Origin of the sequence: Pseudomonas fluorescens (genome assembly GCF_000968015.1) — a bacterium.
GTDB classification, from domain to species: Bacteria; Pseudomonadota; Gammaproteobacteria; order Pseudomonadales; family Pseudomonadaceae; genus Aquipseudomonas; species Aquipseudomonas fluorescens_W.
Genome location: NZ_LACH01000077.1, coordinates 21,477 through 43,257, shown reverse-complemented (window position 1 = coordinate 43,257; position 21,781 = coordinate 21,477). Strand labels below are relative to the sequence as shown.

Here is a 21,781-nt window from a genome sequence, read left to right as displayed (position 1 = left end):
TGTGTTTTCACACAGTCTGCCGAAGGTTGGCGTTCTGTTATCAGCGGTCACCGTTTAGCGCGGCACAACCGGCTTACGTGCAGGCTTGGGCCCCTTGCCTTTGGCCGCGTCCTTGCGATCCTTGGCCGCCTGCTGGTTGCGGGCGAACGCCGCTGCCTTGGCCTGTTCACGTTTGTCCCACGGGTTGCCACCATCACTGGCGCGCGGTGGCAAGCCCGTATGCTGGGTCAGGATCTTGGTGGTCTTTTCCCCGGCCACTTTATGGCTGCCGGCCGGTGTCGAGTTCTTGCGACGGGCGCTCTGGTAGCTGTCGGTCGCTGGCTGATGCAGCGGGATCAACTGGTTCTTGCCCGGCCCGATCAGATCGGCGCGGCCCATGCGGGTCAGCGCCTCACGCAGCATCGGCCAGCCTTTCGGGTCGTGATAACGCAAGAACGCCTTGTGCAGACGACGCTGCTCTTCGCTCTTGACGATGGTCACTGCGTCGCTTTTGTAAGTGACCTTACGCAGCGGGTTCTTGCCCGAGTGGTACATCGCGGTGGCAGTGGCCATCGGCGACGGGTAGAACGCTTGCACCTGGTCGGCACGGAAGCCGTTGCCCTTGAGCCACAGGGCCAGGTTCATCATGTCTTCGTCGGTGGTGCCCGGGTGGGCGGCGATGAAGTACGGAATCAGGTACTGCTCTTTCCCGGCTTCCTTGGAGTACTTCTCGAACATGCGCTTGAACTTGTCATAGCTGCCGATGCCCGGTTTCATCATCTGATTGAGCGGACCTTCCTCGGTGTGTTCCGGGGCGATCTTCAGGTAACCACCGACGTGGTGGGTCACCAGCTCTTTGACGTATTCCGGCGACTCGACCGCGAGGTCGTAGCGCAGACCGGAAGCGATCAGGATCTTCTTCACACCCGGTAAGGCACGGGCGCTGCGGTACAGCTGAATCAGCGACGAGTGATCGGTGTTCAGGTTCGGGCAAATGCCCGGGAACACGCACGAAGGCTTGCGGCACGCGGATTCGATTTCCGGGGTCTTGCAGGCGATGCGGTACATGTTCGCGGTCGGACCGCCGAGGTCGGAAATGACGCCGGTGAAGCCTGGGACCTTGTCGCGGATCTCTTCGATTTCGCGAATGATCGACTCTTCGGAACGGTTCTGGATGATCCGGCCTTCGTGCTCGGTGATCGAGCAGAAGGTGCAGCCGCCGAAGCAGCCACGCATGATGTTCACCGAGAAGCGGATCATGTCGTAGGCAGGGATCTTTTCCTTGCCGTACGCCGGGTGCGGAATGCGCGCATAGGGCATGCCGAACACGTAGTCCATTTCTTCGGTGGTCATCGGAATTGGAGGCGGGTTGAACCAGACGTCGACTTCGCCGTGCTTCTGTACCAGCGCACGGGCGTTGCCCGGGTTGGTTTCCAGGTGAAGCACGCGGTTGGCGTGAGCATAAAGAACCGCGTCACCGCGGACTTTCTCAACCGAAGGCAGACGAATCACGGTCTTGTCGCGAGTCATCTTCGGACTGGCCAGGATCTGCACGACCTTGGCTTCGCTCGGATCTTCAACCGGACCCTTTTCCTGCTCGATAGCGCAAGCCTGGGTGTCCTGGGTGTTGACGTACGGGTTGATGATCTTGTCGATCTTGCCCGGACGGTCGATGCGCGTGGAATCGACTTCGTACCAGTCTTTCGGCGTGTCGCGACGGATGAACGCGGTGCCGCGCACGTCGGTGATGTCTTCGATCTTGTGACCGTAGGACAGACGCTGGGCGACTTCGACGATCGCACGCTCGGCGTTGCCGTAGAGCAGGATGTCGGCGCAGGCGTCGATCAGGATCGAGTTGCGTACCCGGTCCTGCCAGTAATCGTAGTGGGCGATGCGGCGCAGGGAAGCTTCGATGCCACCGAGAACGATCGGCACGTTCTTGTAGGCTTCCTTGCAACGCTGGCTGTAAACCAGGCTCGCGCGGTCCGGACGTTTGCCCGCTAGGCCACCGGGGGTGTAGGCGTCATCGGAACGGATTTTTTTGTCGGCGGTGTAGCGGTTGATCATCGAGTCCATGTTGCCGGCCGCGACGCCGAAGAACAGGTTCGGCTCGCCGAGCTTCATGAAGTCGTCTTTGGACTGCCAGTTCGGCTGGGCAATGATCCCGACGCGGAAGCCTTGAGACTCCAGCAGCCGGCCGATGATTGCCATGCCGAACGATGGATGGTCAACGTACGCATCACCGGTGACGATGATGATGTCGCATGAATCCCAGCCAAGCTGATCCATCTCCTCCCTGCTCATCGGCAGGAATGGCGCTGGGCCGAAGCATTCGGCCCAGTACTTGGGATAGTCAAATAACGGCTTGGCTGTTTGCATGACGATGACCGGTGTTGAGATGAAAAATCGCGGGGGCGGAATATAGCACAAAAAATAACCAATTCCGACGGCTATGGTCGGAAATTGCGCGCAACCCATGCGGGAGCGAGCTTGCTCGCAATAGCGGTGGATCAGTCAATATCAATGTCGACTGACACACCGCTATCGCGAGCAAGCTCGCTCTCACAGGTTGTTACTCGTCGTCGAAGTTGTAGCTGCCCGGCGCCAGGTTTTCGAAACGGGTGTACTTGCCGATGAACGCCAGTCTTGACGTGCCGATCGGGCCGTTCCGCTGCTTGCCGATGATGATCTCGGCGATGCCTTTGTGTTCGGTTTCCGGGTGATACACCTCGTCCCGGTACACGAACATGATGACGTCGGCATCCTGCTCGATCGCTCCGGATTCCCGCAAGTCGGAGTTGATCGGGCGCTTGTTGGGACGTTGCTCCAGGGAGCGGTTGAGCTGTGACAGCGCCACCACCGGGCAGTTGAATTCCTTGGCCAGGGCTTTCAAGGAACGGGAGATCTCGGAAATCTCGTTGGTCCGGTTGTCACCGCCAGAACCCGGGATCTGCATCAATTGCAGATAGTCGATCATGATCAGGGCGATATCGCCGTGTTCACGCACCAGACGCCGGGTCCGTGCACGCATTTCCGACGGACTGATACCGGCCGTATCGTCAATGAACAGCTTGCGATCGTTGAGCAAGTTGACCGCCGATGTCAGGCGCGGCCAATCGTCGTCTTCCAGGCGACCGGCACGAACCTTGGTCTGATCGATCCGGCCGAGGGACGACAACATACGCATGATCAGCGATTCGCCTGGCATCTCCAGCGAGTAAACCAATACGCATTTGTCGCTGCGCAGCACGGCGTTTTCCACCAGGTTCATCGCAAAGGTGGTTTTACCCATGGATGGACGGCCGGCGACGATGATCAGGTCAGACGGTTGCAGGCCGCTGGTCATACCGTCGAGATCGGTATAACCGGTGGACAGGCCGGTAATGGCGTTGTCAGTGTTGAACAAGGTGTCGATGCGGTCGATGGCCTTGGTCAACAGGTCATTCACGCTCACCGGGCCGCCGGTTTTTGGCCGGGCCTCGGCGATCTGGAAAATCTGCCGTTCGGCTTCGTCGAGAATCTCTTCAGCCGAGCGGCCTTCCGGGTTGAAGGCGCTGTCAGCAATCTCGGAGGCGATGCCGATCAGTTGGCGCAAGGTCGCCCGCGCTCGGACAATCTGGGCATAAGCCTTGATGTTGGCGACGGACGGCGTGTTTTTTGCCAGTTCGCCAAGGTATCCGAGGCCGCCGACTTGCGAGGTCTGACCTTCCTTGTCCAATTGCTCGGCAAGGGTCACGACGTCGATCGGCGAGTTCTGGTCGGCGAGCTTGGCGATCGCGCGGAAGATCAAACGGTGGTCATGTCGATAGAAATCGCCGTCCGAGACCTGATCCAACACGCGTTCCCAGGCGTTGTTGTCCAGCATCAAACCACCGAGCACGGCCTGTTCGGCCTCGATGGAATGCGGCGGCACCTTCAGGGCAGCGGTTTGCAGATCGTATTGCTCGGGTGCGGAGATATCGTTCATGGCCACTTGGTAATTTTATGAAAAGCAGGGATTACAGAAAGACAAAGGGCACGACCTGTAAACAGGATCGTGCCCGATGTTACCGGCAAGCACCCGAGGGTACCAGCCGACAAGTGCTGCTTAAGCTGCTACCACGACAACGCGTACGGTGGCTTCAACTTCGGCGTGCAGGTGCACGGCTACGTCGAATTCGCCTACGTTGCGGATAGTGCCGTTCGGCAGACGAACTTCGCTTTTTGCAACTTCAACGCCAGAGGCGGTCAGTGCATCAGCGATGTCGTGAGTACCGATCGAACCGAACAGCTTGCCTTCGTCGCCAGCGGTGGCAGTGATAGTCACTTCCAGCTCAGCCAGTTGGGCAGCGCGGCTTTCAGCCGAAATTTTACGATCTGCTGCGGCTTTTTCCAGCTCAGCGCGACGCTCTTCGAACGCAGCCAGGTTGGCAGCGGTCGCAGCGGTAGCTTTGCCGTAAGGCAGCAGGTAGTTACGACCGTAACCAGCCTTAACGTTCACTTTGTCACCCAGGTTGCCCAGGTTGGTGACTTTTTCCAGAAGGATCAGTTGCATGTGAAAATCCTCTTAACTTTTAACCTTCACCGTTCGCGCTATCGACGTCTTTCGGCGTCGAACGACCGCGAAAATCAATCAGGCTGTCGACGATGGCCAAGACCACCAGCAACGGATAGATCAGCTGCATGAACAGCAACAGCGTGACGTACAACCCCACCAGCCAGAACCTGGCCAGTCGCTTTTGCGCCACCAGCCCGTGAATCAGGGCCAGCCCGGCGAACACCAGCGGTACACTGCACAACGGCGTCAACATGGCCATCTGCGGACCGATGTTCGGTCCCAGAAGCATGAACGCCAGCAGTAACATCGCCAGCCCCAGCGGGAATCGGATGGCGCGAAACTCGCGACCAAAACCACCCGGGTTGTACAACAACGCCTGCCAGTAGCGCCCGACAAGCAGGCTCAGCACACTGACGATTTGCAACAAGGCCGCAATCAGGCCGGTCAGGACCGGTGCGATCAGGGACGCAAAATGCGCTTGCTCGTCTACCGACAACTTCTGGTAGACATCACCGAGTAGCGACGGCATGACTTTTATCAAAGCCTGCGCCAGCATCTCGATTTGGGGACCAAAAGCCGTCCCCAGCACCACTGAAAACACCACTCCCATCGCTATGCTGACCAGCAGCACGCGGTTCCAGGATTCGCTTGCGCGCAAAACCAACGCAAGGCTCCAAGACCCCAGCAGCACCAGAAGTGCCCGTGGGTCATCGGAGTAAAGCCACCAGAACAACGCCGGCAGCAGTCCCAGAGCAAGAACGCCCAGGGCGTCCTTCAATCCGCGCCGCAGGAGCACAAGGCAACCAGCGGCAGCACCCAACCAATACAACAACGGCAATATTGCGCATCCGGCCACTACGAGAGTGGCCTGCATACGGCCGCGCATGATGAACTCAGCTATGGCACGCATGCTTTCAATCCTTTGCTACGTGTCGACTGCCCGGTCTCAGCGGCCGTGGCTGTCGGTGTAGGCCAGCAGGGCCAGGAAGCGGGCGCGCTTGATAGCGGTGGCCAGCTGACGCTGATAACGTGCTTTGGTACCGGTGATGCGGCTTGGAACGATTTTGCCGGTCTCGGATACATAAGCTTTCAGAGTGTTGAGATCTTTGTAATCGATCTCTTTCACGTCTTCAGCGGTGAAGCGGCAGAATTTACGACGACGGAAGAAACGTGCCATGTAATAGGCTCCTCAAAAGGTCCGTGGATTACTCGTCAGCGTTATCGCTGTTGTCGCTGTCATCACTATCAGCGCTTTCAGCGCCTTCGTGCTCAGGACGGTCGCGACGCTCACGGCGCTCACTGCGGTTTTCTTCAGCCTTGAGCATCTCGGATTGGCCGGTAACGGCTTCTTCGCGACGGATGACCAGGTTACGGATCACTGCATCGTTGTAGCGGAAGTTGTCTTCCAGCTCGGCCAGGGCCTTGCCAGTGCACTCAACGTTCAGCATCACGTAGTGAGCCTTGTGAACATTGTTGATTGCGTAGGCCAGTTGACGACGGCCCCAATCTTCCAGACGGTGGATTTTGCCGCCGTCTTCTTCGATCAGCTTGGTGTAACGCTCTACCATGCCGCCGACTTGCTCGCTTTGATCCGGGTGGACCAAAAAGATGATTTCGTAATGACGCATGAATGCTCCTTACGGGTTGTAGCCTGCCGCTCAAAAGCGGTCAGACAAGGAGTGAATGACACTTATGGACTTGCTTGCGATAGACACATGCGTGCCTGCCGTCATAGCAAGGGGCGCAATTGTAGAGAAGGGACAGAAGAGGTGCAAGGCAATTGGTGATTATTTGAACAGTTCGTTCAACCCACTATTTTCGCCTCACCACAAACCACTGTGGGAGCGAGCTTGCTCGCGATGAGGGCGCGACATTCAACATTGATGCTGAATGTTACTCCGCTATCGCGAGCAAGCTCGCTCCCACAGGGATCACAACTGGCTTAAGACTTTTTGGCGGTTCCGGCGGCTTTGACGCTGCGCTGACGCTGAGCCTCGAACAGGCAAACGCCAGTCGCAACAGACACGTTGAGGCTGCTGACGCTACCGGTCATCGGCAGGTGCACCAGATAATCGCAAAGATCGCGAGTCAGGCGACGCATGCCGCTGCCTTCAGCACCCATGATCAGGATGGTCGGGCCAGTCATGTCTTGCTGATACAGACTCTGCTCAGCCTCGCCCGCCGTACCGACAACCCACAAGCCGCGCTGCTTGAGTTTTTCCAGGGTGCGCGCCAGGTTGGTGACGGCGACCAACGGAATCACTTCCGCCGCGCCACAAGCGACTTTTCGTACCGTTGGGGTCAGCGTGGCTGACTTGTCCTTCGGCACGATCACCGCCAGTGCGCCGGCCGCATCGGCCGAACGCAGGCAAGCGCCGAGGTTGTGCGGGTCGGTCACGCCGTCGAGCACCAGCAACAGCGGCGCGCCTTCGGTGCGATCGAGCAATTCGTCGAGCATCGCCTCGCCCCAGACCTGGCTCGGACTCACGTCCGCCACCACGCCCTGGTGCACGCCTTCGACCCAGGCATCGAGCTCACGGCGCTCGGCGTTGCCAACGGCTACGCGATTTTCCGCAGCCAACTGGATCAGGGTCTGCACGCGCGGATCACTGCGGCCTTCGGCCAGCCAGATCTGCTTGACGCGTTTTGGGTGGTGACGCAGCAACGCTTCTACAGCGTGCACGCCGTAGATCTTTTCCAACTGACTCATGACTTGGCCTTCGGTTTACGCGCCCCGCCGCTTTTGGCGGCTGGAGCAGAACCCGCTTTTGGCGGGCCTTTACGGTGTTTGCTCGGTTTGGCTGGCTTGCCGCCGGGAGCCTTGTCAGGCGCCGACCGTCCGGTCTTTCCCCCAGACGCCGCTTTACCGCCGCTTTTCGCTTCAGACAGCAACGCCTGCTTCATCTCACGACTTTTGCGCAATTCGGCATTTTTCGCCGCGGCATCGCTCGGGCGATAGGCTTCTACGGCTTTTTCCTTGGCAGGACGACGACCGGTTTTCGCCGGGGCTGGCTCTGCAGCCGTTTTGGTAGCGGGTGCAGCGGCTTCAGTCCCGCGCTTCTTGCGGCCAATCGGCGCGCTGATGGTTTTTTCAGCCATCTCGAAGTCGATCTTGCGCTCGTCGAGGTCGACGCGCATGACGCGCACTTCAACGGTATCGCCAAGACGGAAGCTGCGACCGGTACGTTCACCGGCCAGGCGGTGGTGCACAGGATCGAAGTGGTAGTAATCGCCCGGCAGCGCGGTGACGTGCACCAGGCCTTCGACGTAGATATCGGTCAGCTCGACGAACAGACCAAAACCGGTCACGGCAGTGATCACACCCGGGAACGACTCGCCCACACGGTCTTTCATGAACTCGCACTTGAGCCAGTTCACAACGTCGCGGGTCGCTTCGTCGGCACGGCGCTCGCTCATCGAGCACTGCTCGCCGAGCTGCTCCAGAATCGCCTCGTCGTACGGATAGATGCGCGCTTTCGGAATGGTCATCGCGCCAGCACGGCGAACGTGCGGGGTGTCCATTTTCGAATGGATGACGCTGCGAATCGCCCGATGCGTGAGCAAGTCCGGGTAGCGGCGGATCGGTGAGGTGAAGTGGGTATAGGCTTCGTAATTCAGGCCGAAGTGGCCCTGGTTATCGGCGCTATACACCGCTTGGCTCAACGAACGCAGCATAACGGTCTGGATCAGGTGGAAATCCGGACGGTCCTTGATGCTCGCCAGCAATGCCTGGTAGTCCTTCGGCGACGGGCCGTCCTTGCCTTTGTGCAGGGACAGGCCGAGTTCGCCAAGAAAGGCGCGCAGCTTTTCCAGACGCTCCGGTGGCGGGCCATCGTGGACGCGGTACAGCGCCGGGATTTCGTGCTTTTTCAGGAATTCGGCGGTGGCCACGTTGGCCGCCAGCATGCATTCCTCGATCAGCTTGTGGGCGTCGTTACGAACAGTTGGACGGATTTCGGCAATCTTGCGCTCGGTCCCGAAGATGATCCGGGTTTCCTGTGTTTCGAAATCGATCGCGCCACGCACGTGACGAGCGGCCAACAGCACTTTGTACAGTGCGTAGAGCTGCTTGAGGTGCGGCAAAACGTCGTTGTACTCGCCACGGAGCTGACGCGCCTCGGTGAGTTTCGGCGTTTCCAGCATCGCGCTGACTTTGTTGTAGGTCAGGCGAGCGTGGGAGTGAATCACCGCTTCGTAGAAGCAGTAGTCGGTCATCTCGCCGGATTTGGAGATGGTCATCTCGCAAACCATGGCCAGGCGATCGACATGCGGGTTCAGCGAGCACAGGCCGTTGGACAACTGCTCAGGCAGCATCGGCACAACGCGCTCGGGGAAGTACACCGAGTTGCCGCGCACCTGGGATTCGTTGTCCAGCGCCGAACCGATTTTCACGTAGCTGGAAACGTCGGCGATCGCCACGTACAACTTCCAGCCGCCGGAGAACAGGCGCAGCTTGCCCGGCTTGGCTTCGCAGTAGACCGCATCATCGAAGTCGCGCGCATCTTCGCCGTCGATGGTGACGAACGGCAGATGACGCAGGTCGATTCGCTTCTCTTTGTCTTTCTCTTCGACTTCCGGCTTGAGCTTGGCGGCTTCTTTCAGCACAGCCTCAGGCCAGACGTGAGGAATATCGTAGGTGCGCAGGGCAACGTCGATTTCCATGCCCGGCGCCATGTAGTTGCCCACGACTTCGACCACGTCGCCTTGCGGCTGGAAGCGTGGCGTCGGCCAGTGAGTGATCTTCACTTCGACGAACTGACCGATCTGGGCGTTGGCGTTGCGGCCCGGCGTGACCAGCACTTCTTGCTGGATCTTCGGATTGTCCGCAACGACAAAACCAATACCGCCCTCTTCGAAGTAACGGCCAACGATGGTCTCATGGGCACGGGAGACCACTTCGACGATCATGCCTTCGCGGCGACCGCGACGGTCAAGGCCGGAAACACGGGCCAAGGCACGATCGCCATCGAACACCAGACGCATTTGCGCCGGGCTCATGAACAGGTCGTCACTGCCGTCGTCCGGGACCAGGAAGCCGAAGCCGTCACGGTGACCGCTGATGCGACCCAGGATCAGGTCGAGCTTGTCCACCGGCGCATAGGTGCCGCGACGGGTATAGATGAGTTGAGCGTCGCGCTCCATGGCGCGCAGGCGGCGGCGCAGGGCTTCGATCTGGTCTTCTGTGGTCAGACCAAACTCTTCGACCAGTTGCTCGCGGTTAGCAGGCGAACCCCGATCAGCAAGGTGCTGAAGGATCAGTTCGCGGCTAGGAATAGGGTTGTCATATTTTTCCGCTTCACGAGCGGCCTCGGGATCGAGGGACTGCCAATCGGCCATTAGAGAGTTTTCACCTTGTCTATATGCGGGTTAGTTTGGCATAGGCGTAATGAAACGGGAAATTTCAGGCTGTGACAGCCCATCTAAAGCCCTTTATCGACATCGCAAAGCTGATTTGAATACCACTGGTAATATTTTTCAGGTTTTTTTAATACCGGGGGTTTACAGTTAAAAAGACGCTCCGTATAGTGCGCGCCATCGACGACGCACTAGCGCTGCCGATACTGCCCAGATGGTGAAATTGGTAGACACGCCAGCTTCAGGTGCTGGTGACCGCAAGGTCGTGGAAGTTCGAGTCTTCTTCTGGGCACCAATTTCGAGCTTGAGATTAGTTCAATTTCAAGGCTCACACAAAAACCCGCGAAAGCGGGTTTTTTGCATTCTAAGCCTCTGATTTATTAAAACTAAATCAGGGGTTTACAGATCAAAAAGCTCTCCGTATAGTGCGCCACATCAACAGCGGCAACGCTGAAGATTATGCCCAGATGGTGAAATTGGTAGACACGCCAGCTTCAGGTGCTGGTGACCGCAAGGTCGTGGAAGTTCGAGTCTTCTTCTGGGCACCAATTCAAATTTCAGAGTCGATCTGAAATTTCACAAAAACCCGCGAAAGCGGGTTTTTGCGTTTCTGACATTTAAAATATGCCAGCACAACCTCTGTAGGAGCTGCCGAAGGCTGCGATCTTTTGATCTTCAGCATTTTCAGCTCCGCCAACAATCAAGATCAAAAGATCGCAGCCTTCGGCAGCTCCTACCAAACCCCCGCCAGCCCTGCAAGGCGCACTTGAGAAACAATATCGTTTATCATTGTTTCAAGTTTTTGCAATGCGACAGTGAGGAACCTTGCGAATGATGTTTCGAAATACCCTGCGCCGCGGCCTGACCATAACCCTGCTCGGCCTGACACTCGCCACTCCCCTCACCCAAGCCGCCGAACCGGTTTCCCTGACACTCTATAATGGTCAACACAAAGAAGTCGGCGACGCCATCGCCAAAGCCTTCGAAGCCAAGACCGGGATTCACGTCAATGTGCGTAAAGGCAGCAGCAACCAGCTCGCCAGCCAGGTCGTTGAAGAAGGTGATCGCTCCCCTGCCGACGTGATCTACACCGAAGAATCGCCACCATTGAACAAACTCGGCGAACAAGGCCTGCTCGCACAGACCGATGCCGCCACCCTGGCCGTTCTGCCAAAAGACTACGTCGCCGGCAATGGCACCTGGATCGGTGTAACCGCGCGAGTCCGCGTGGTCGCCTTCAACCCGAAACTGATTGACGAAAAAGACTTACCCAAGTCGGTCATGGAGTTCTCCGATCCGAAATGGCAAGGCAAGGTCGGCTTCGTGCCTACCAGCGGCGCGTTTCAGGAACAGGCCGTGGCCATCATCAAAATGCACGGCATGGACGCGGCTGAAGAATGGCTGACCGGTTTGCGTGCTTTCGGCAAGACCTACAGCAACAACATGGTTGCACTGAAGGCGGTGGAAAACGGCGAAGTCGCTACCGTGCTGGTGAACAACTATTACTGGTTCGCCTTGCAGCGTGAAAAAGGCCTGCTCGATTCGAAATTGCATTATTTCACCGGCGGCGACGTCGGCGGGCTGATCACTGTTTCCAGTGCGGCCGTACTGAAATCCAGCAAACATCCAAAAGAAGCCCAGCAATTCCTTGCCTACATGGCCAGCGAAGAAGGTCAGCGCGTGATCACCCAGACCACCGCCGAGTACCCTCTGCACAAAGGCATGGAATCGGATCGCGGGCTCAAGCCGTTTAGCGAACTTGAGGCACCGAAGGTCACGCCCGCCGACCTCGGCAATGCCGAGGAAGCCCTGGACCTGGAACGTGACGTTGGCTTGAACTGATGAGCGCATCGTTATCCGCCCCCGCCTTGAGCGGGGGTTACGTGCCACGGCGCAAGCGGCCATCGATCTGGCTGCTGCTGCCGGTTTTGCTGTTGGTGGTACTCAGCCTGTTGCCGATAGCGTATGTAGGGCTCAAGACCTGGCAGGCCGGCTGGGCCCAGGCGCTGCATTTGTTGTGGCGGCCTTATGTATTTGGCCTGCTGCGCAACACCTTGGCGCTGATGGTCGGTGTGACGCTCGCCTGTGGCGTGATCGGCCTGTCGCTGGCCTGGCTGCTTGAGCGTAGCAACTTGCCGGGGCGGCGCTTGTGGGGCGTGATTCTGTGCCTGCCGTTCGCGGTACCGGCATTTGTCAGCAGCTTTACCTGGGTCTCGCTGAGCGCTCATTTCGAAGGCTTGGGCGGGGCGATCCTGGTGATGACCCTGTCCAAGTATCCACTGATCTTTCTGCCGGTCGCGGCGACCCTGCGCAATCTCGATCCCTCCCTCGAAGAATCCGCCCGCACACTGGGGCAGAATCGCTGGGGCGTATTTTTCAGAATCACTCTGCCGCTGCTCTGGCCGTCACTGCTTGCCGGTTCGCTGCTGATCGCGCTGCACATGCTGGTGGAATTCGGTGCGCTGTCGATCATTGGACTGCAAACCTTTACCACCGCGATCTATCAACAGTTCGAACTGGAATTCAGTAACGCGAATGCTGCGATGCTTTCCGCGGTGTTGCTGGCGCTGTGCCTGATACTGCTGTGGCTGGAATTGCGTGTACGCGGCAAGGGCCGACACGTGCGTACCGGTCAGGGCGCAGCCCGGCATGCGGAACAGGTTCGGCTGGGGCCTTGGGCTGCTGCCGGACAACTGTATTGCCTGGCGCTGGCGATCATCGGCAGCGGTATTCCGCTCGGAATGCTGGCGTACTGGCTGGCAGTGGGTTCGTCGGCAGCTTTCCCGGTGGCAGCAATCAGCGAGGCGCTGCTCTCCTCCCTGGCGTTGTCGCTGGGCGGCGCCGCGTTGTGCCTGGTGCTGGCAGTGCCGGTGGGATTGCTGGTGGTGCGCCATAAGGGCCAATTGGCGATCTGGGCCGAACGCTTGCCGTATCTGCTGCATGCGCTGCCAGGACTGGTGATCGCGCTGACGCTGGTGTATTTCGCCCTGCACTATGTGCCGGCGCTGTATCAGACTTCTGCGCTGTTGCTGATTGCTTATGCGCTGTTGTTTCTGCCGCTGGCGCAGGCACCGATTCGCACGGCGCTGAACAAGGCCGCGCCGCAACTGGAAGAAGCTGCACGCACGCTGGGTGCATCGTCTTTCAGTGCGTTTTGTCGAGTGACGCTGCCAATCATTTTTCCTGCACTCGGCGCAGCGTTTGCGCTGGTGTTTCTGGATGCGATGAAGGAACTGACGGCGACGTTGCTGTTAAGCCCTACCGGGCTTAATACGCTGGCTACTGAAGTGTGGGCGCATACCGCCAATGTGGAGTTTGCGGCGGCGGCGCCTTATGCGGCGTTGTTGATTCTGGTGTCGGGGTTGCCGGTTTATCTGCTTACTACCCGGATGTACTTGAGCCGCTGAGACCGCTATCACGAGCAAGCTCGCTCCCACAGTGATTGTGGGGGACACAAAATTTGTGAACACCTCAAATCCAATGTGGGAGCGAGCTTGCTCGCGATAGCGGAAGCGCAGACAACACATCAAGCCCGGAACTGCCCCAGACTCGCCTTCAACTGCGCCGCCAGCCCATCCAGCACCTTGCCGCTGGCGGTGGTTTCCACCACCGCTTGAGCCGCTTTCTCAGCCTGCGCATGAATGGTCTCAACCCGACCGCGCACCGCTTGTGCGCCTTGCGCCTGATGCGCCGCTGCCTGCGTTGCCAGACCTATCGCCGCATGCACTTGCTCGACCGACGTCTGCACCGACTGCTGCAACCGCGCACTGTCACGCAACACCAGCAAACCTTCGCTGGCCTGACGCCCGGCCTGACCGATCGCGGCCACCGCCTCACGCGCACCTTGTTGCAAGGCAACGATGTGCGCCTGAATGTCGCCAGTGGAGCTTTGCGTCTTGCTCGCCAGCGCCCGCACTTCATCGGCCACCACGGCAAACCCGCGACCGGTCTCGCCCGCACGCGCCGCTTCGATCGCCGCGTTCAGCGCTAGCAGGTTGGTTTGCTCGGCGATCCCGTGAATCACAGTCAGCACCACTTCAATCTGCTCACTCTGCTGCGCCAGCCGCTCGATGACTTTCGCCCCGGTATCGACCTGCCCGGCCAACGCCTCGATCAGACTGCCGACTTTCGCCGAGGTCCGCGTGTTTTCATCCGTGGCCGAACGAATATCCACCACTTGCTGCAAGGCCGCCTGCATGGCGTGGCTTTCAGACTGAGCGTCATCCGCCATTTGCGACAACGCACGCAGGCTCTCCGCCACTTCATCACGCTGCATGCCCGCCGCTGCATCGGCTCCGGCATTGCGCAAGGTCATGGCGCCGATTTCCACGCCAGTGCGCTGAGCCACATCGCCCGCTTCGCGCACGATCGGCTGCAACTTATCCACAAAGCGATTGACCGCCGAGGCCATATCGCCGATTTCGTCCTTGCTGTTGATCTGCACACGCTTGGTCAGATCGCCCTCGCCCGCCGCCAAATCATCCATGGCCGCAATCAGCAATTTCAGGCGATTGACCACTCGACGACCCAGCACCACCGCGAGCAACAGCAGCACACCGCAACCGACCAGCGCGAGCCCCATGCCGATGCGCCAGCGCAAAGTGCCCGCCGCTTCCTGAACAGTACTGGTGGTGTTGGCTTTCATTTCAGAGGCCGTGGATTGCGCCGACTGCAAGCGCGCGCGCATCGCAGCTGCGCTATCAGCTGCGGCGCCCTTGAGGCTGTCGCCCACCAATTGATCACTGCTGGCGATCAGCGCCGAGAAACGTTTGTCCAGCGCCGCCAGATCGGTTTCCACCGAGGCGGTCGAGACGCCCATCAAGACCTTGCCGATTTCCACGCCGTTAGGATTGATCGAGGCTTCGAGGTAAAAGACCGACGGATCGTTCTTCGCCGCATCCAGCACCTTGTCCAGGGCGCGCTCGCCCTGACCCTTCTCAAGCAGCGCCTTGTTGATCGGGTTCTCGCGGTTGAGGTAGCGCGTCAGATGCTGCCCCGTGGCGTCGTCGTAGACCACGAACAACACGTTGGGATTGCGCTGAGCCCGGCGGGCGAATTCGGACAGGGTTGGAACGTCGCTGTCCCACATGGCGCGGGGTGCGACCGAAGCCAGAAGCTGCGCCATATCATTGGCGGAGTCCTTCAGATCCTTCTCCAGCGTCGCACGCAGTTGTGCCTGCTCGTCCTTCAATCGCGAGGACAAACCGGCCGTAAGGCGTTGACGAGTGCTGGCGGAGAGGCTGTCGAGGCTCGACGTGACTTCACGCCCTGCCTGCTCCAACTCACCGGAAAGTTTTTGACTGTCGGCACCCAGGCGCACGCCCAGATCGGCTTCCAGTGCAGTCACTGTGCTCCGAGTCAGGGCGACAGCCACCAGCACCTGCACCAACAGTGCGATACCAAGGGTAACGAACACAGGCCGTAATAGACGGCTTTGTAACAGTGAGAGAACGGCCGACACTTAGAATCCCTCTGCTTTAACGCCATTAAATTGATGGCACGCTAGAAGCGATGCGCTTAATGAAGTTCACAGCAAGGGTCGTGCCGTCCGACAGACAGAAACGACAAAGGCCCCAATTAAGGGGCCTTTGTGTTTTACATCAACGACTTATTAAGCGAACGGGTGACGTAGAACGATGGTTTCGTTGCGGTCCGGGCCCGTCGAAATAATGTCGATCGGCGCGCCGATCAGCTCTTCGACGCGTTTGATGTAGGCACGAGCATTGACTGGCAGCTCTTCCAGTGTCTTGGCACCCACGGTCGACTCGGTCCAGCCCGACACTTCTTCGTACACCGGCTGCAGACCCACGTAGCTGTCAGCGTCAGTCGGGGCAACATCGTTACCTGCGGCATCTTTGTAGCCGACGCAGATGTTGATGGTTTCCAGACCGTCGAGTACGTCCAGCTTGGTCAGGCAGATGCCCGAGATGCTGTTCACATCAATAGCGCGACGCAGGATAACAGCGTCAAACCAGCCACAACGACGGGCACGGCCGGTAGTCGCGCCGAACTCGTGACCTTGTTTGGCCAAGTGCGCACCGACTTCGTCGAACAATTCAGTCGGGAATGGACCCGAACCTACACGCGTGGTGTAAGCCTTGGTGATGCCCAGGATGTAGTCCAGGAACATCGGGCCAACACCCGAACCGGTAGCCACGCCGCCAGCGGTGGTGTTGGAGCTGGTCACGTACGGGTAAGTACCGTGGTCGATGTCCAGCAACGAACCTTGGGCGCCTTCAAACATGATGTCTTTGCCCGCGCGACGCAGGTCGTGCAGCTCGGCCGTGACGTCCAGCATCAGCGGCTTGAGCAGCTCAGCGTATTCTTTGCACTCAGCCAGGGTCTTTTCGAACTCGATGGCCGGCTCTTTGTAGTAACCCACCAGCATGAAGTTGTGGTAGTCCACCAGTTCACGCAACTTATCTTCAAAGCGCGGCATGTTGAGCAGGTCGCCAACACGCAGACCACGGCGCGCAACCTTGTCTTCGTAGGCCGGGCCGATGCCGCGACCGGTTGTACCGATCTTCAGCTCGCCACGGGCCTTTTCACGGGCCTGGTCCAGCGCAACGTGAAAGGACAGGATCAGCGGGCAGGACGGGCTGATACGCAGGCGCTCACGCACCGGTACACCTTTCTCTTCCAGCTTGACGATTTCCCGCAGCAGGGCGTCGGGCGCAACCACCACGCCGTTGCCGATCAGGCACTGCACGCCTTCGCGCAGCACGCCCGACGGGATCAGGTGCAAGACGGTTTTTTCGCCATCGATCACCAAGGTGTGACCAGCGTTGTGGCCACCCTGGTAGCGCACTACGGCGGCAGCATGTTCGGTCAGCAGATCAACGATCTTGCCTTTGCCCTCATCACCCCATTGGGTGCCCAGGACTACGACATTCTTACCCATAACACTTGTCCTCATTCGCGCAAACTTGGTGCCGGCCGTGGCCGGCAGGAAAACTCAAGAAGCCAGTGGCGATACTTGCCAAAGCCCGTTCTGCTGAATCAATTGCCGGTCGCAGTCCGCTTCACGGGCGGCGGCCAAAGGTTGCCCAGGCAAAGCCTGAACGACACGCTGACCCTCACTGCGCAACTGGCAAACCTGCTGCCAGAGTGCCGCATCCGTACTGTCAGGCATCCAGATACCGCCAGACGGTAACTCGATCTCAGCACGCCCCAGGGTCACCAGGGTTTTCAAATCGGTAGAGAAGCCGGTTGCCGGACGGGCGCGACCGAAGTCGGCACCGATGTCGTCGTAACGACCGCCCTGAGCAATGGACTGGCCAACACCCGGCACGAACACCGCAAACACCACACCCGTGTGGTAGTGGTAGCCGCGCAACTCGCCCAGGTCGAAATACAACGGCAACTCAGGGAAACGCGTGGACAGACGCTCGGCAATCGCCAGCAAGTCGTCCAGAGCGGCCAGTACCGGCGCCGGCGCATTCGCCAGACGCTCGCGGGCAGCGCTCAATACTTCACGGCCGCCACACAGGTCGACCAGCGCCCGCAACATGCCCGACAGATCGGCAGGCAAGCCTTCGGTCAAGGTAATGACCTCGTCGATGGCCTTACGTTGCAATGCATCGAACAACTGTTGTTCAACTTCACCGGACAAACCGGCGGCGCGAGCCAGCCCGCGGTAGATACCGACATGACCGAGGTCCATGTGTACATCCGGCACATCGGCCAGTTGCAGCATAGCCAACATCAGGCTGATGACTTCCACGTCGCTGCTCGGGCTGGCATCGCCGTACAACTCGGCACCCAACTGGATCGGGCTGCGCGAGGACGACAAGGCGCGCGGCTGAGCGTGCAGCACACTACCGGCATAGCACAGACGGCTCGGGCCTTCGCGACGCAAGGTGTGCGCATCGATGCGCGCCACTTGCGGCGTGATGTCGGCACGGAAACCCATCTGCCGGCCCGATTGCGGGTCGATGACCTTGAAGGTACGCAGATCGAGATCCTGGCCCGCGCCGGTCAGCAGGGATTCCAGGTACTCGATATGGGGAGTCACGACAAACTCGTAACCCCAGCTCTGGAACAGATCCAACACCTGACGACGCGCGACTTCAATGCGCGCCGCTTCTGGTGGCAGTACTTCTTCGATGCCATCTGGCAGCAGCCAGCGGTCTACCGTTGCCATTACGCCATTCCCCTATGATCCGGGCGACAAGCCTTTGGGCGAGCCTTGAGTGAAGCAGAAAATGATCGGTTCATGCGCACAAACCACGCGCATGGACAACGTGGCGAAAAGCCTGAAATCGGCTTCGCCAACCACTTTCCTCGAAAAACCTGTCGAGTCATTCAACTCGGACGCCTGCATAAAAAACAGCAATCAAACGTGCAGACGCAAAAAAGCCGGGAATTTCCCGGCTGCCGCATCATACACACGTTTTCCCAAAGGATCACCCCGCCCGAGGTGTTAGCCGTCAGGCGGGGGATGATTCAGGTCAACGTCGTATCAAGGCTTGGCTTTTTCCAGGTAACGGAAGAAGTCGCTGCTTGGGTCCAGGACCATGACGTCGGATTTGTTCGCGAAGCTTTCACGGTAGGCACGCAGGCTACGGTAGAAACCGTAGAACTCCTGATCCTGGCCGTAGGCCTTGGAGTAGATCGCAGCGGCCTGGGCGTCACCATCACCGCGAACCTCTTCAGATTCACGATAGGCTTCAGCCAGCAACACGCGGCGCTGGCGATCAGCGTCGGCACGAATGCCTTCCGACAGTTCGTTACCCTTGGCGCGGTGCTCGCGAGCTTCACGCTCACGCTCGGAACTCATGCGCTCGAACACGCTGCGGTTCACTTCTTTCGGCAGATCGATGGCCTTGACCCGAACATCGACAACTTCGATGCCCAGCTCTTTTTCCGCCATCTTGTTCAGCGAAGCCGTGATATCAGTCATCAGCGCATCGCGCTCACCGGACACCACTTCATGCAGCGTGCGCTTACCGAACTGGTCACGCAGGCCCGACTCCAGACGACGGGAAAGACGCTCGTCAGCAATCTGCTTGAGGCCGGAAGTCGCGGTGTAGAAGCGCTCGGCATCTTTCACGCGCCACTTGGCGTAGGCGTCAACCATGACGGCTTTCTTTTCCAGCGTCAGGAAGCGTTGTGTCGGTGCATCCAGCGTCATCAGGCGTGCGTCGAATTTACGCACCTGGTTAACGTAAGGCACTTTCACATGCAGGCCCGGCTGAACATCTGTCTGGACCACACGACCGAACTGCAGCAGCACCGCACGCTCGGTTTGAGCCACGATGTAGAAACAGTTCCAGGCAGCGATCGCCACGACGACGCCGACAATAAGGGCGATCAGCGATTTATTGCTCATCAGCGACTCTCCCTGGTGCGTGCTTGCTGTTGCTGCAGATCGGCTGCACGCACATTCGCTTCATTGCTGGTGGCTGCCGCGCCAGTCACCGGAGTGCTGGTGTTGCGACCACTTTCGACCATCTTGTCCAGCGGCAAGTACAGCAGATTGCTCTGGCCATTCTTGTTGCCGGTCACGAGAACCTTGCTGGTATTGCTGAAGACTTCCTGCATGGTGTCCAGGTACAGACGCTGACGGGTCACTTCAGGTGCCTTGCGATACTCGCTCACCAGCTTGGTGAAGCGATCAGCCTCACCCTTGGCGCGCGAGACGGTTTCGTCACGGTAACCATTGGCATCTTCGATGATGCGCTGGGCCTGACCACGGGCTTCCGGCACGACGCCGTTGGCGTAGGTTTCAGCCTGGTTACGCGAACGCTGCTCGTCTTCACGGGCGCGGATCACGTCATCAAAGGCTTCCTGCACTTCACGCGGTGCGGCTGCGCTCTGTACGTTGACCTGGGTGACGGTGATGCCGGTGCGATAGGTATCCATGAAGCGTTGCAGACGCTCCTTGATTTCGCTGGCCATCAATTCACGACCTTCGGTCAGCACCTGATCCATCGCGGTGGAACCCACCACGTGGCGCAAGGCACTTTCGGTCGCGTGCTGCAGGCTGATTTCCGGCTGATCAACGCTCAGCACGAAGTCCTGCAGATTGCTGATCTTGTACTGCACGGTCAGCGGCACTTCGACGATGTTCTCGTCTTCAGTCAGCATTTGACCCTGCTTGGTATAGGCACGCTCACGCGTGACGTTTTCCAGGTACTTGCGATCGATCGGCGGGAAATAGATGTTCAGGCCCGGGCCAACGGTTTCGTAGTACTTGCCGAAGCGCAGCACTACGGCTTGCTCCTGCTCGTCAACCACATAGACCGCGCTGTACAGCCATACGGCCGCCAACACGACCAGGCCGATGCCGAGCAGACCGCCGAAGCCGCTACTCCTGCCCGAACCGCCACCGTCATCACCGCGTTTCTTACCACCACCGAACAACCCGTTCAGGCTTTCCTGCAGCTTTCGGAAGGCCTCGTCGAGATCCGGTGGTCCCTTGCGGTCGCCGTTATTGCGGCGCTTGCCACCCCAAGGATCCTGATTATTCGAGTTGCCACCCGGCTCATTCCAAGCCATAGCGCTCTCCATCTGATAAAGCAAAGACGCACCCACGGCGCGCCGACCAATGCTACAGAATGCCCGTCACCGCGGCACAACCGCTTTTCCAGGCTTTTATTGCAAAGTGTGTTGCTCGATGAACTCTGTCGGCACAACGCCTTCACGGCTGACCAGCCGATTGAGCTCCGAACGGGGCAATCGAACGGCCAGCAAGCTGACACCTTCTTCGTCGTGTTCTTCTTTCTGCACCGCTCCAAGTTCGAAGAACTGCGCACGCAGTCGAGCGAATCGTTGCGGCAAGCGCAAGGTACCGATAAACAACTCACTGCCCAGCAACTCGGCAATGGCTTGCTCAAGCAATTCCAGACCACTGCCATCACGCGCCGATAGCCAGACCCGTTGAGGCTTGCCGTTTTCGTCGCGCTGGATTTGTGGCTCAACGCCTTCAAGCAAATCGAGTTTGTTATAGACCTCGAGGATCGGCAAGTCCTGGGCACCGATCTCGCCCAACACCACCATCACCTGCTCGATCTGCAACATGCGATCCGGTTCGGCCGCATCGATCACGTGCAACAGCAGGTCGGAGTTGCTCGACTCTTCGAGGGTAGACCGAAATGCTTCGACCAGCTTGTGGGGCAAGTGGCGAATGAAACCCACAGTGTCAGCCAGGACAATCGGACCCAGGTCGTCCAGTTCCAGACGGCGCAAGGTCGGGTCCAGCGTGGCAAACAACTGGTCAGCCGCGTACACGTCGGATTTCGTCACGTTATTGAAGAGCGTGGATTTACCGGCGTTGGTATACCCCACCAAAGACACGGTAGGGATATCCGCACGCGTACGGCCACGTCGCGACTGTTCGCGCTGGCTCCGCACTTTTTCCAACCGGCCTTTGATCTGTCGCAGGCGAACCCGCAGCAAGCGGCGGTCGGTTTCCAGTTGGGTTTCACCCGGGCCACGCATGCCGATACCGCCACCTTGACGCTCAAGGTGAGTCCAGCCACGAACCAGCCGGGTGCTCATGTGGTCAAGCTGGGCCAGTTCTACCTGGAGCTTGCCTTCATGGGTACGGGCGCGCTGGGCGAAAATATCGAGAATCAGACCCGTGCGATCGATCACGCGACACTCGAAAACACGTTCGAGGTTACGTTCCTGACTGGGCGTGAGGATGTGATTGAAGATCACCAGATCTGCCTTTTCGGCATGGACCAGGTCGCGTAGTTCCTCGACCTTGCCGCTACCGATCAGGAATTTGGCGGTTGGCCGATGACGCGGCACGTTAAAAAACGCAACGGTCTCGGCGCCGGCCGAATTAGCCAATTCCTGAAACTCCTGCGGATCTTCGCGCGCCTCAGGGTCCTGTCCATCCAAGTGAACGAGGATCACTCGCTCACCACCACCGTGGCGCTCAAAGAACAAAGGAGACTCCTA

16 protein-coding genes and 2 tRNA genes are annotated in these 21,781 nt (G+C 59.0%); 4 read left to right on the top strand and 14 right to left on the bottom strand.

Going from position 1 to position 21,781, the window contains the following annotated elements; translation table 11 throughout:
* Nucleotides 1-54: 54 nt before the first annotated feature.
* The 8 genes from VD17_RS29180 to rnr form a co-directional block, all read right to left on the bottom strand.
* Nucleotides 55-2,358 carry a YgiQ family radical SAM protein gene (locus VD17_RS29180; protein ID WP_033055554.1) on the bottom strand — a complete coding sequence of 768 codons (2,304 nt, stop codon included), beginning with the start codon at nt 2,356-2,358 and terminating at the stop codon, nt 55-57.
* Between the two features lie 193 nt (nt 2,359-2,551).
* The gene (gene dnaB, locus VD17_RS29175; protein WP_046056862.1) at nt 2,552-3,946 is read right to left on the bottom strand and encodes a replicative DNA helicase; all 1,395 of its coding nucleotides are present in this window, start codon (nt 3,944-3,946) and stop codon (nt 2,552-2,554) included.
* Nucleotides 3,947-4,066: 120 nt separating this feature from the next.
* Nucleotides 4,067-4,513: a 50S ribosomal protein L9 gene (rplI, locus tag VD17_RS29170; RefSeq protein ID WP_033055552.1), complete on the bottom strand. Its 447-nt coding sequence runs from the start codon at nt 4,511-4,513 to the stop codon at nt 4,067-4,069.
* Nucleotides 4,514-4,532: 19 nt separating this feature from the next.
* On the bottom strand, nt 4,533-5,426 hold the full coding sequence (locus tag VD17_RS29165) for a hypothetical protein (protein ID WP_046056861.1): 894 nt from the start codon (nt 5,424-5,426) through the stop codon (nt 4,533-4,535).
* Between the two features lie 36 nt (nt 5,427-5,462).
* Nucleotides 5,463-5,693: a 30S ribosomal protein S18 gene (rpsR, locus tag VD17_RS29160; protein ID WP_002551829.1), complete on the bottom strand. Its 231-nt coding sequence runs from the start codon at nt 5,691-5,693 to the stop codon at nt 5,463-5,465.
* Between the two features lie 28 nt (nt 5,694-5,721).
* Nucleotides 5,722-6,144, bottom strand: a complete 423-nt coding sequence (gene rpsF, locus VD17_RS29155; RefSeq protein WP_003217491.1) for a 30S ribosomal protein S6 — start codon at nt 6,142-6,144, stop codon at nt 5,722-5,724.
* A 314-nt stretch (nt 6,145-6,458) separates the two neighbouring features.
* A complete protein-coding gene (gene rlmB / locus VD17_RS29150) occupies nt 6,459-7,226 on the bottom strand; it encodes a 23S rRNA (guanosine(2251)-2'-O)-methyltransferase RlmB (RefSeq protein WP_027921975.1) in 768 nt (255 codons plus the stop codon).
* Nucleotides 7,223-9,853 carry a ribonuclease R gene (rnr, locus tag VD17_RS29145; RefSeq protein WP_046056860.1) on the bottom strand — a complete coding sequence of 877 codons (2,631 nt, stop codon included), beginning with the start codon at nt 9,851-9,853 and terminating at the stop codon, nt 7,223-7,225. Before rnr ends, rlmB begins: the two co-directional genes overlap by 4 nt.
* Nucleotides 9,854-10,079: 226 nt before the next feature.
* On the opposite strand from rnr, the gene VD17_RS29140 reads away from it, so the two are divergent.
* From VD17_RS29140 to VD17_RS29125, 4 genes are all read left to right on the top strand, one after another.
* Nucleotides 10,080-10,166 (top strand) — tRNA-Leu (locus VD17_RS29140).
* A gap of 166 nt (nt 10,167-10,332) precedes the next feature.
* A tRNA-Leu gene (locus VD17_RS29135) sits at nt 10,333-10,419 on the top strand.
* 283 nt (nt 10,420-10,702) lie between these two features.
* Nucleotides 10,703-11,713, top strand: a complete 1,011-nt coding sequence (locus tag VD17_RS29130) for an iron ABC transporter substrate-binding protein (RefSeq protein WP_046056859.1) — start codon at nt 10,703-10,705, stop codon at nt 11,711-11,713.
* Nucleotides 11,713-13,278: an ABC transporter permease gene (locus VD17_RS29125; protein ID WP_046056858.1), complete on the top strand. Its 1,566-nt coding sequence runs from the start codon at nt 11,713-11,715 to the stop codon at nt 13,276-13,278. The genes VD17_RS29130 and VD17_RS29125 overlap by 1 nt, the downstream gene beginning before the upstream one ends.
* Nucleotides 13,279-13,397: 119 nt before the next feature.
* Here VD17_RS29125 and VD17_RS29120 read toward each other — a convergent pair whose 3' ends face one another.
* From VD17_RS29120 to hflX, 6 genes are all read right to left on the bottom strand, one after another.
* Nucleotides 13,398-15,332: a methyl-accepting chemotaxis protein gene (locus VD17_RS29120; RefSeq protein WP_046056857.1), complete on the bottom strand. Its 1,935-nt coding sequence runs from the start codon at nt 15,330-15,332 to the stop codon at nt 13,398-13,400.
* Between the two features lie 150 nt (nt 15,333-15,482).
* Nucleotides 15,483-16,772 (bottom strand): adenylosuccinate synthase, encoded by a 1,290-nt coding sequence (locus VD17_RS29115; protein WP_046056856.1) that lies wholly within the window; start codon nt 16,770-16,772, stop codon nt 15,483-15,485.
* A gap of 54 nt (nt 16,773-16,826) precedes the next feature.
* Nucleotides 16,827-18,014 (bottom strand): ATP phosphoribosyltransferase regulatory subunit, encoded by a 1,188-nt coding sequence (locus VD17_RS29110; protein ID WP_007939588.1) that lies wholly within the window; start codon nt 18,012-18,014, stop codon nt 16,827-16,829.
* A 318-nt stretch (nt 18,015-18,332) separates the two neighbouring features.
* Entirely contained in the window at nt 18,333-19,202 is an 870-nt protein-coding gene (hflC, locus tag VD17_RS29105) for a protease modulator HflC (protein ID WP_008156983.1), read from the bottom strand.
* Nucleotides 19,202-20,371, bottom strand: a complete 1,170-nt coding sequence (gene hflK / locus VD17_RS29100) for an FtsH protease activity modulator HflK (protein WP_046056855.1) — start codon at nt 20,369-20,371, stop codon at nt 19,202-19,204. The genes hflC and hflK overlap by 1 nt, the downstream gene beginning before the upstream one ends.
* Before the next feature lie 96 nt (nt 20,372-20,467).
* On the bottom strand, nt 20,468-21,769 hold the full coding sequence (gene hflX / locus VD17_RS29095; protein ID WP_046056854.1) for a ribosome rescue GTPase HflX: 1,302 nt from the start codon (nt 21,767-21,769) through the stop codon (nt 20,468-20,470).
* Between the last annotated feature and the right edge of the window lie 12 nt (nt 21,770-21,781).

Excerpts from the sequence above, each read along its gene's own strand:
- rpsF (WP_003217491.1), bottom strand. The coding sequence starts at position 6,144 with ATGCGTCATTACGAAATCATCTTTTTGGTCCACCCGGATCAAAGCGAG.
- VD17_RS29130 (WP_046056859.1), top strand. The coding sequence starts at position 10,703 with ATGATGTTTCGAAATACCCTGCGCCGCGGCCTGACCATAACCCTGCTC.
- hflK (WP_046056855.1), bottom strand. The coding sequence starts at position 20,371 with ATGGCTTGGAATGAGCCGGGTGGCAACTCGAATAATCAGGATCCTTGG.
- VD17_RS29165 (WP_046056861.1), bottom strand. The coding sequence starts at position 5,426 with ATGCGTGCCATAGCTGAGTTCATCATGCGCGGCCGTATGCAGGCCACT.
- dnaB (WP_046056862.1), bottom strand. The coding sequence starts at position 3,946 with ATGAACGATATCTCCGCACCCGAGCAATACGATCTGCAAACCGCTGCC.
- VD17_RS29110 (WP_007939588.1), bottom strand. The coding sequence starts at position 18,014 with ATGGCAACGGTAGACCGCTGGCTGCTGCCAGATGGCATCGAAGAAGTA.
- hflC (WP_008156983.1), bottom strand. The coding sequence starts at position 19,202 with ATGAGCAATAAATCGCTGATCGCCCTTATTGTCGGCGTCGTCGTGGCG.
- rlmB (WP_027921975.1), bottom strand. The coding sequence starts at position 7,226 with ATGAGTCAGTTGGAAAAGATCTACGGCGTGCACGCTGTAGAAGCGTTG.
- VD17_RS29115 (WP_046056856.1), bottom strand. The coding sequence starts at position 16,772 with ATGGGTAAGAATGTCGTAGTCCTGGGCACCCAATGGGGTGATGAGGGC.
- rplI (WP_033055552.1), bottom strand. The coding sequence starts at position 4,513 with ATGCAACTGATCCTTCTGGAAAAAGTCACCAACCTGGGCAACCTGGGT.
- rpsR (WP_002551829.1), bottom strand. The coding sequence starts at position 5,693 with ATGGCACGTTTCTTCCGTCGTCGTAAATTCTGCCGCTTCACCGCTGAA.
- rnr (WP_046056860.1), bottom strand. The coding sequence starts at position 9,853 with ATGGCCGATTGGCAGTCCCTCGATCCCGAGGCCGCTCGTGAAGCGGAA.
- VD17_RS29125 (WP_046056858.1), top strand. The coding sequence starts at position 11,713 with ATGAGCGCATCGTTATCCGCCCCCGCCTTGAGCGGGGGTTACGTGCCA.
- VD17_RS29180 (WP_033055554.1), bottom strand. The coding sequence starts at position 2,358 with ATGCAAACAGCCAAGCCGTTATTTGACTATCCCAAGTACTGGGCCGAA.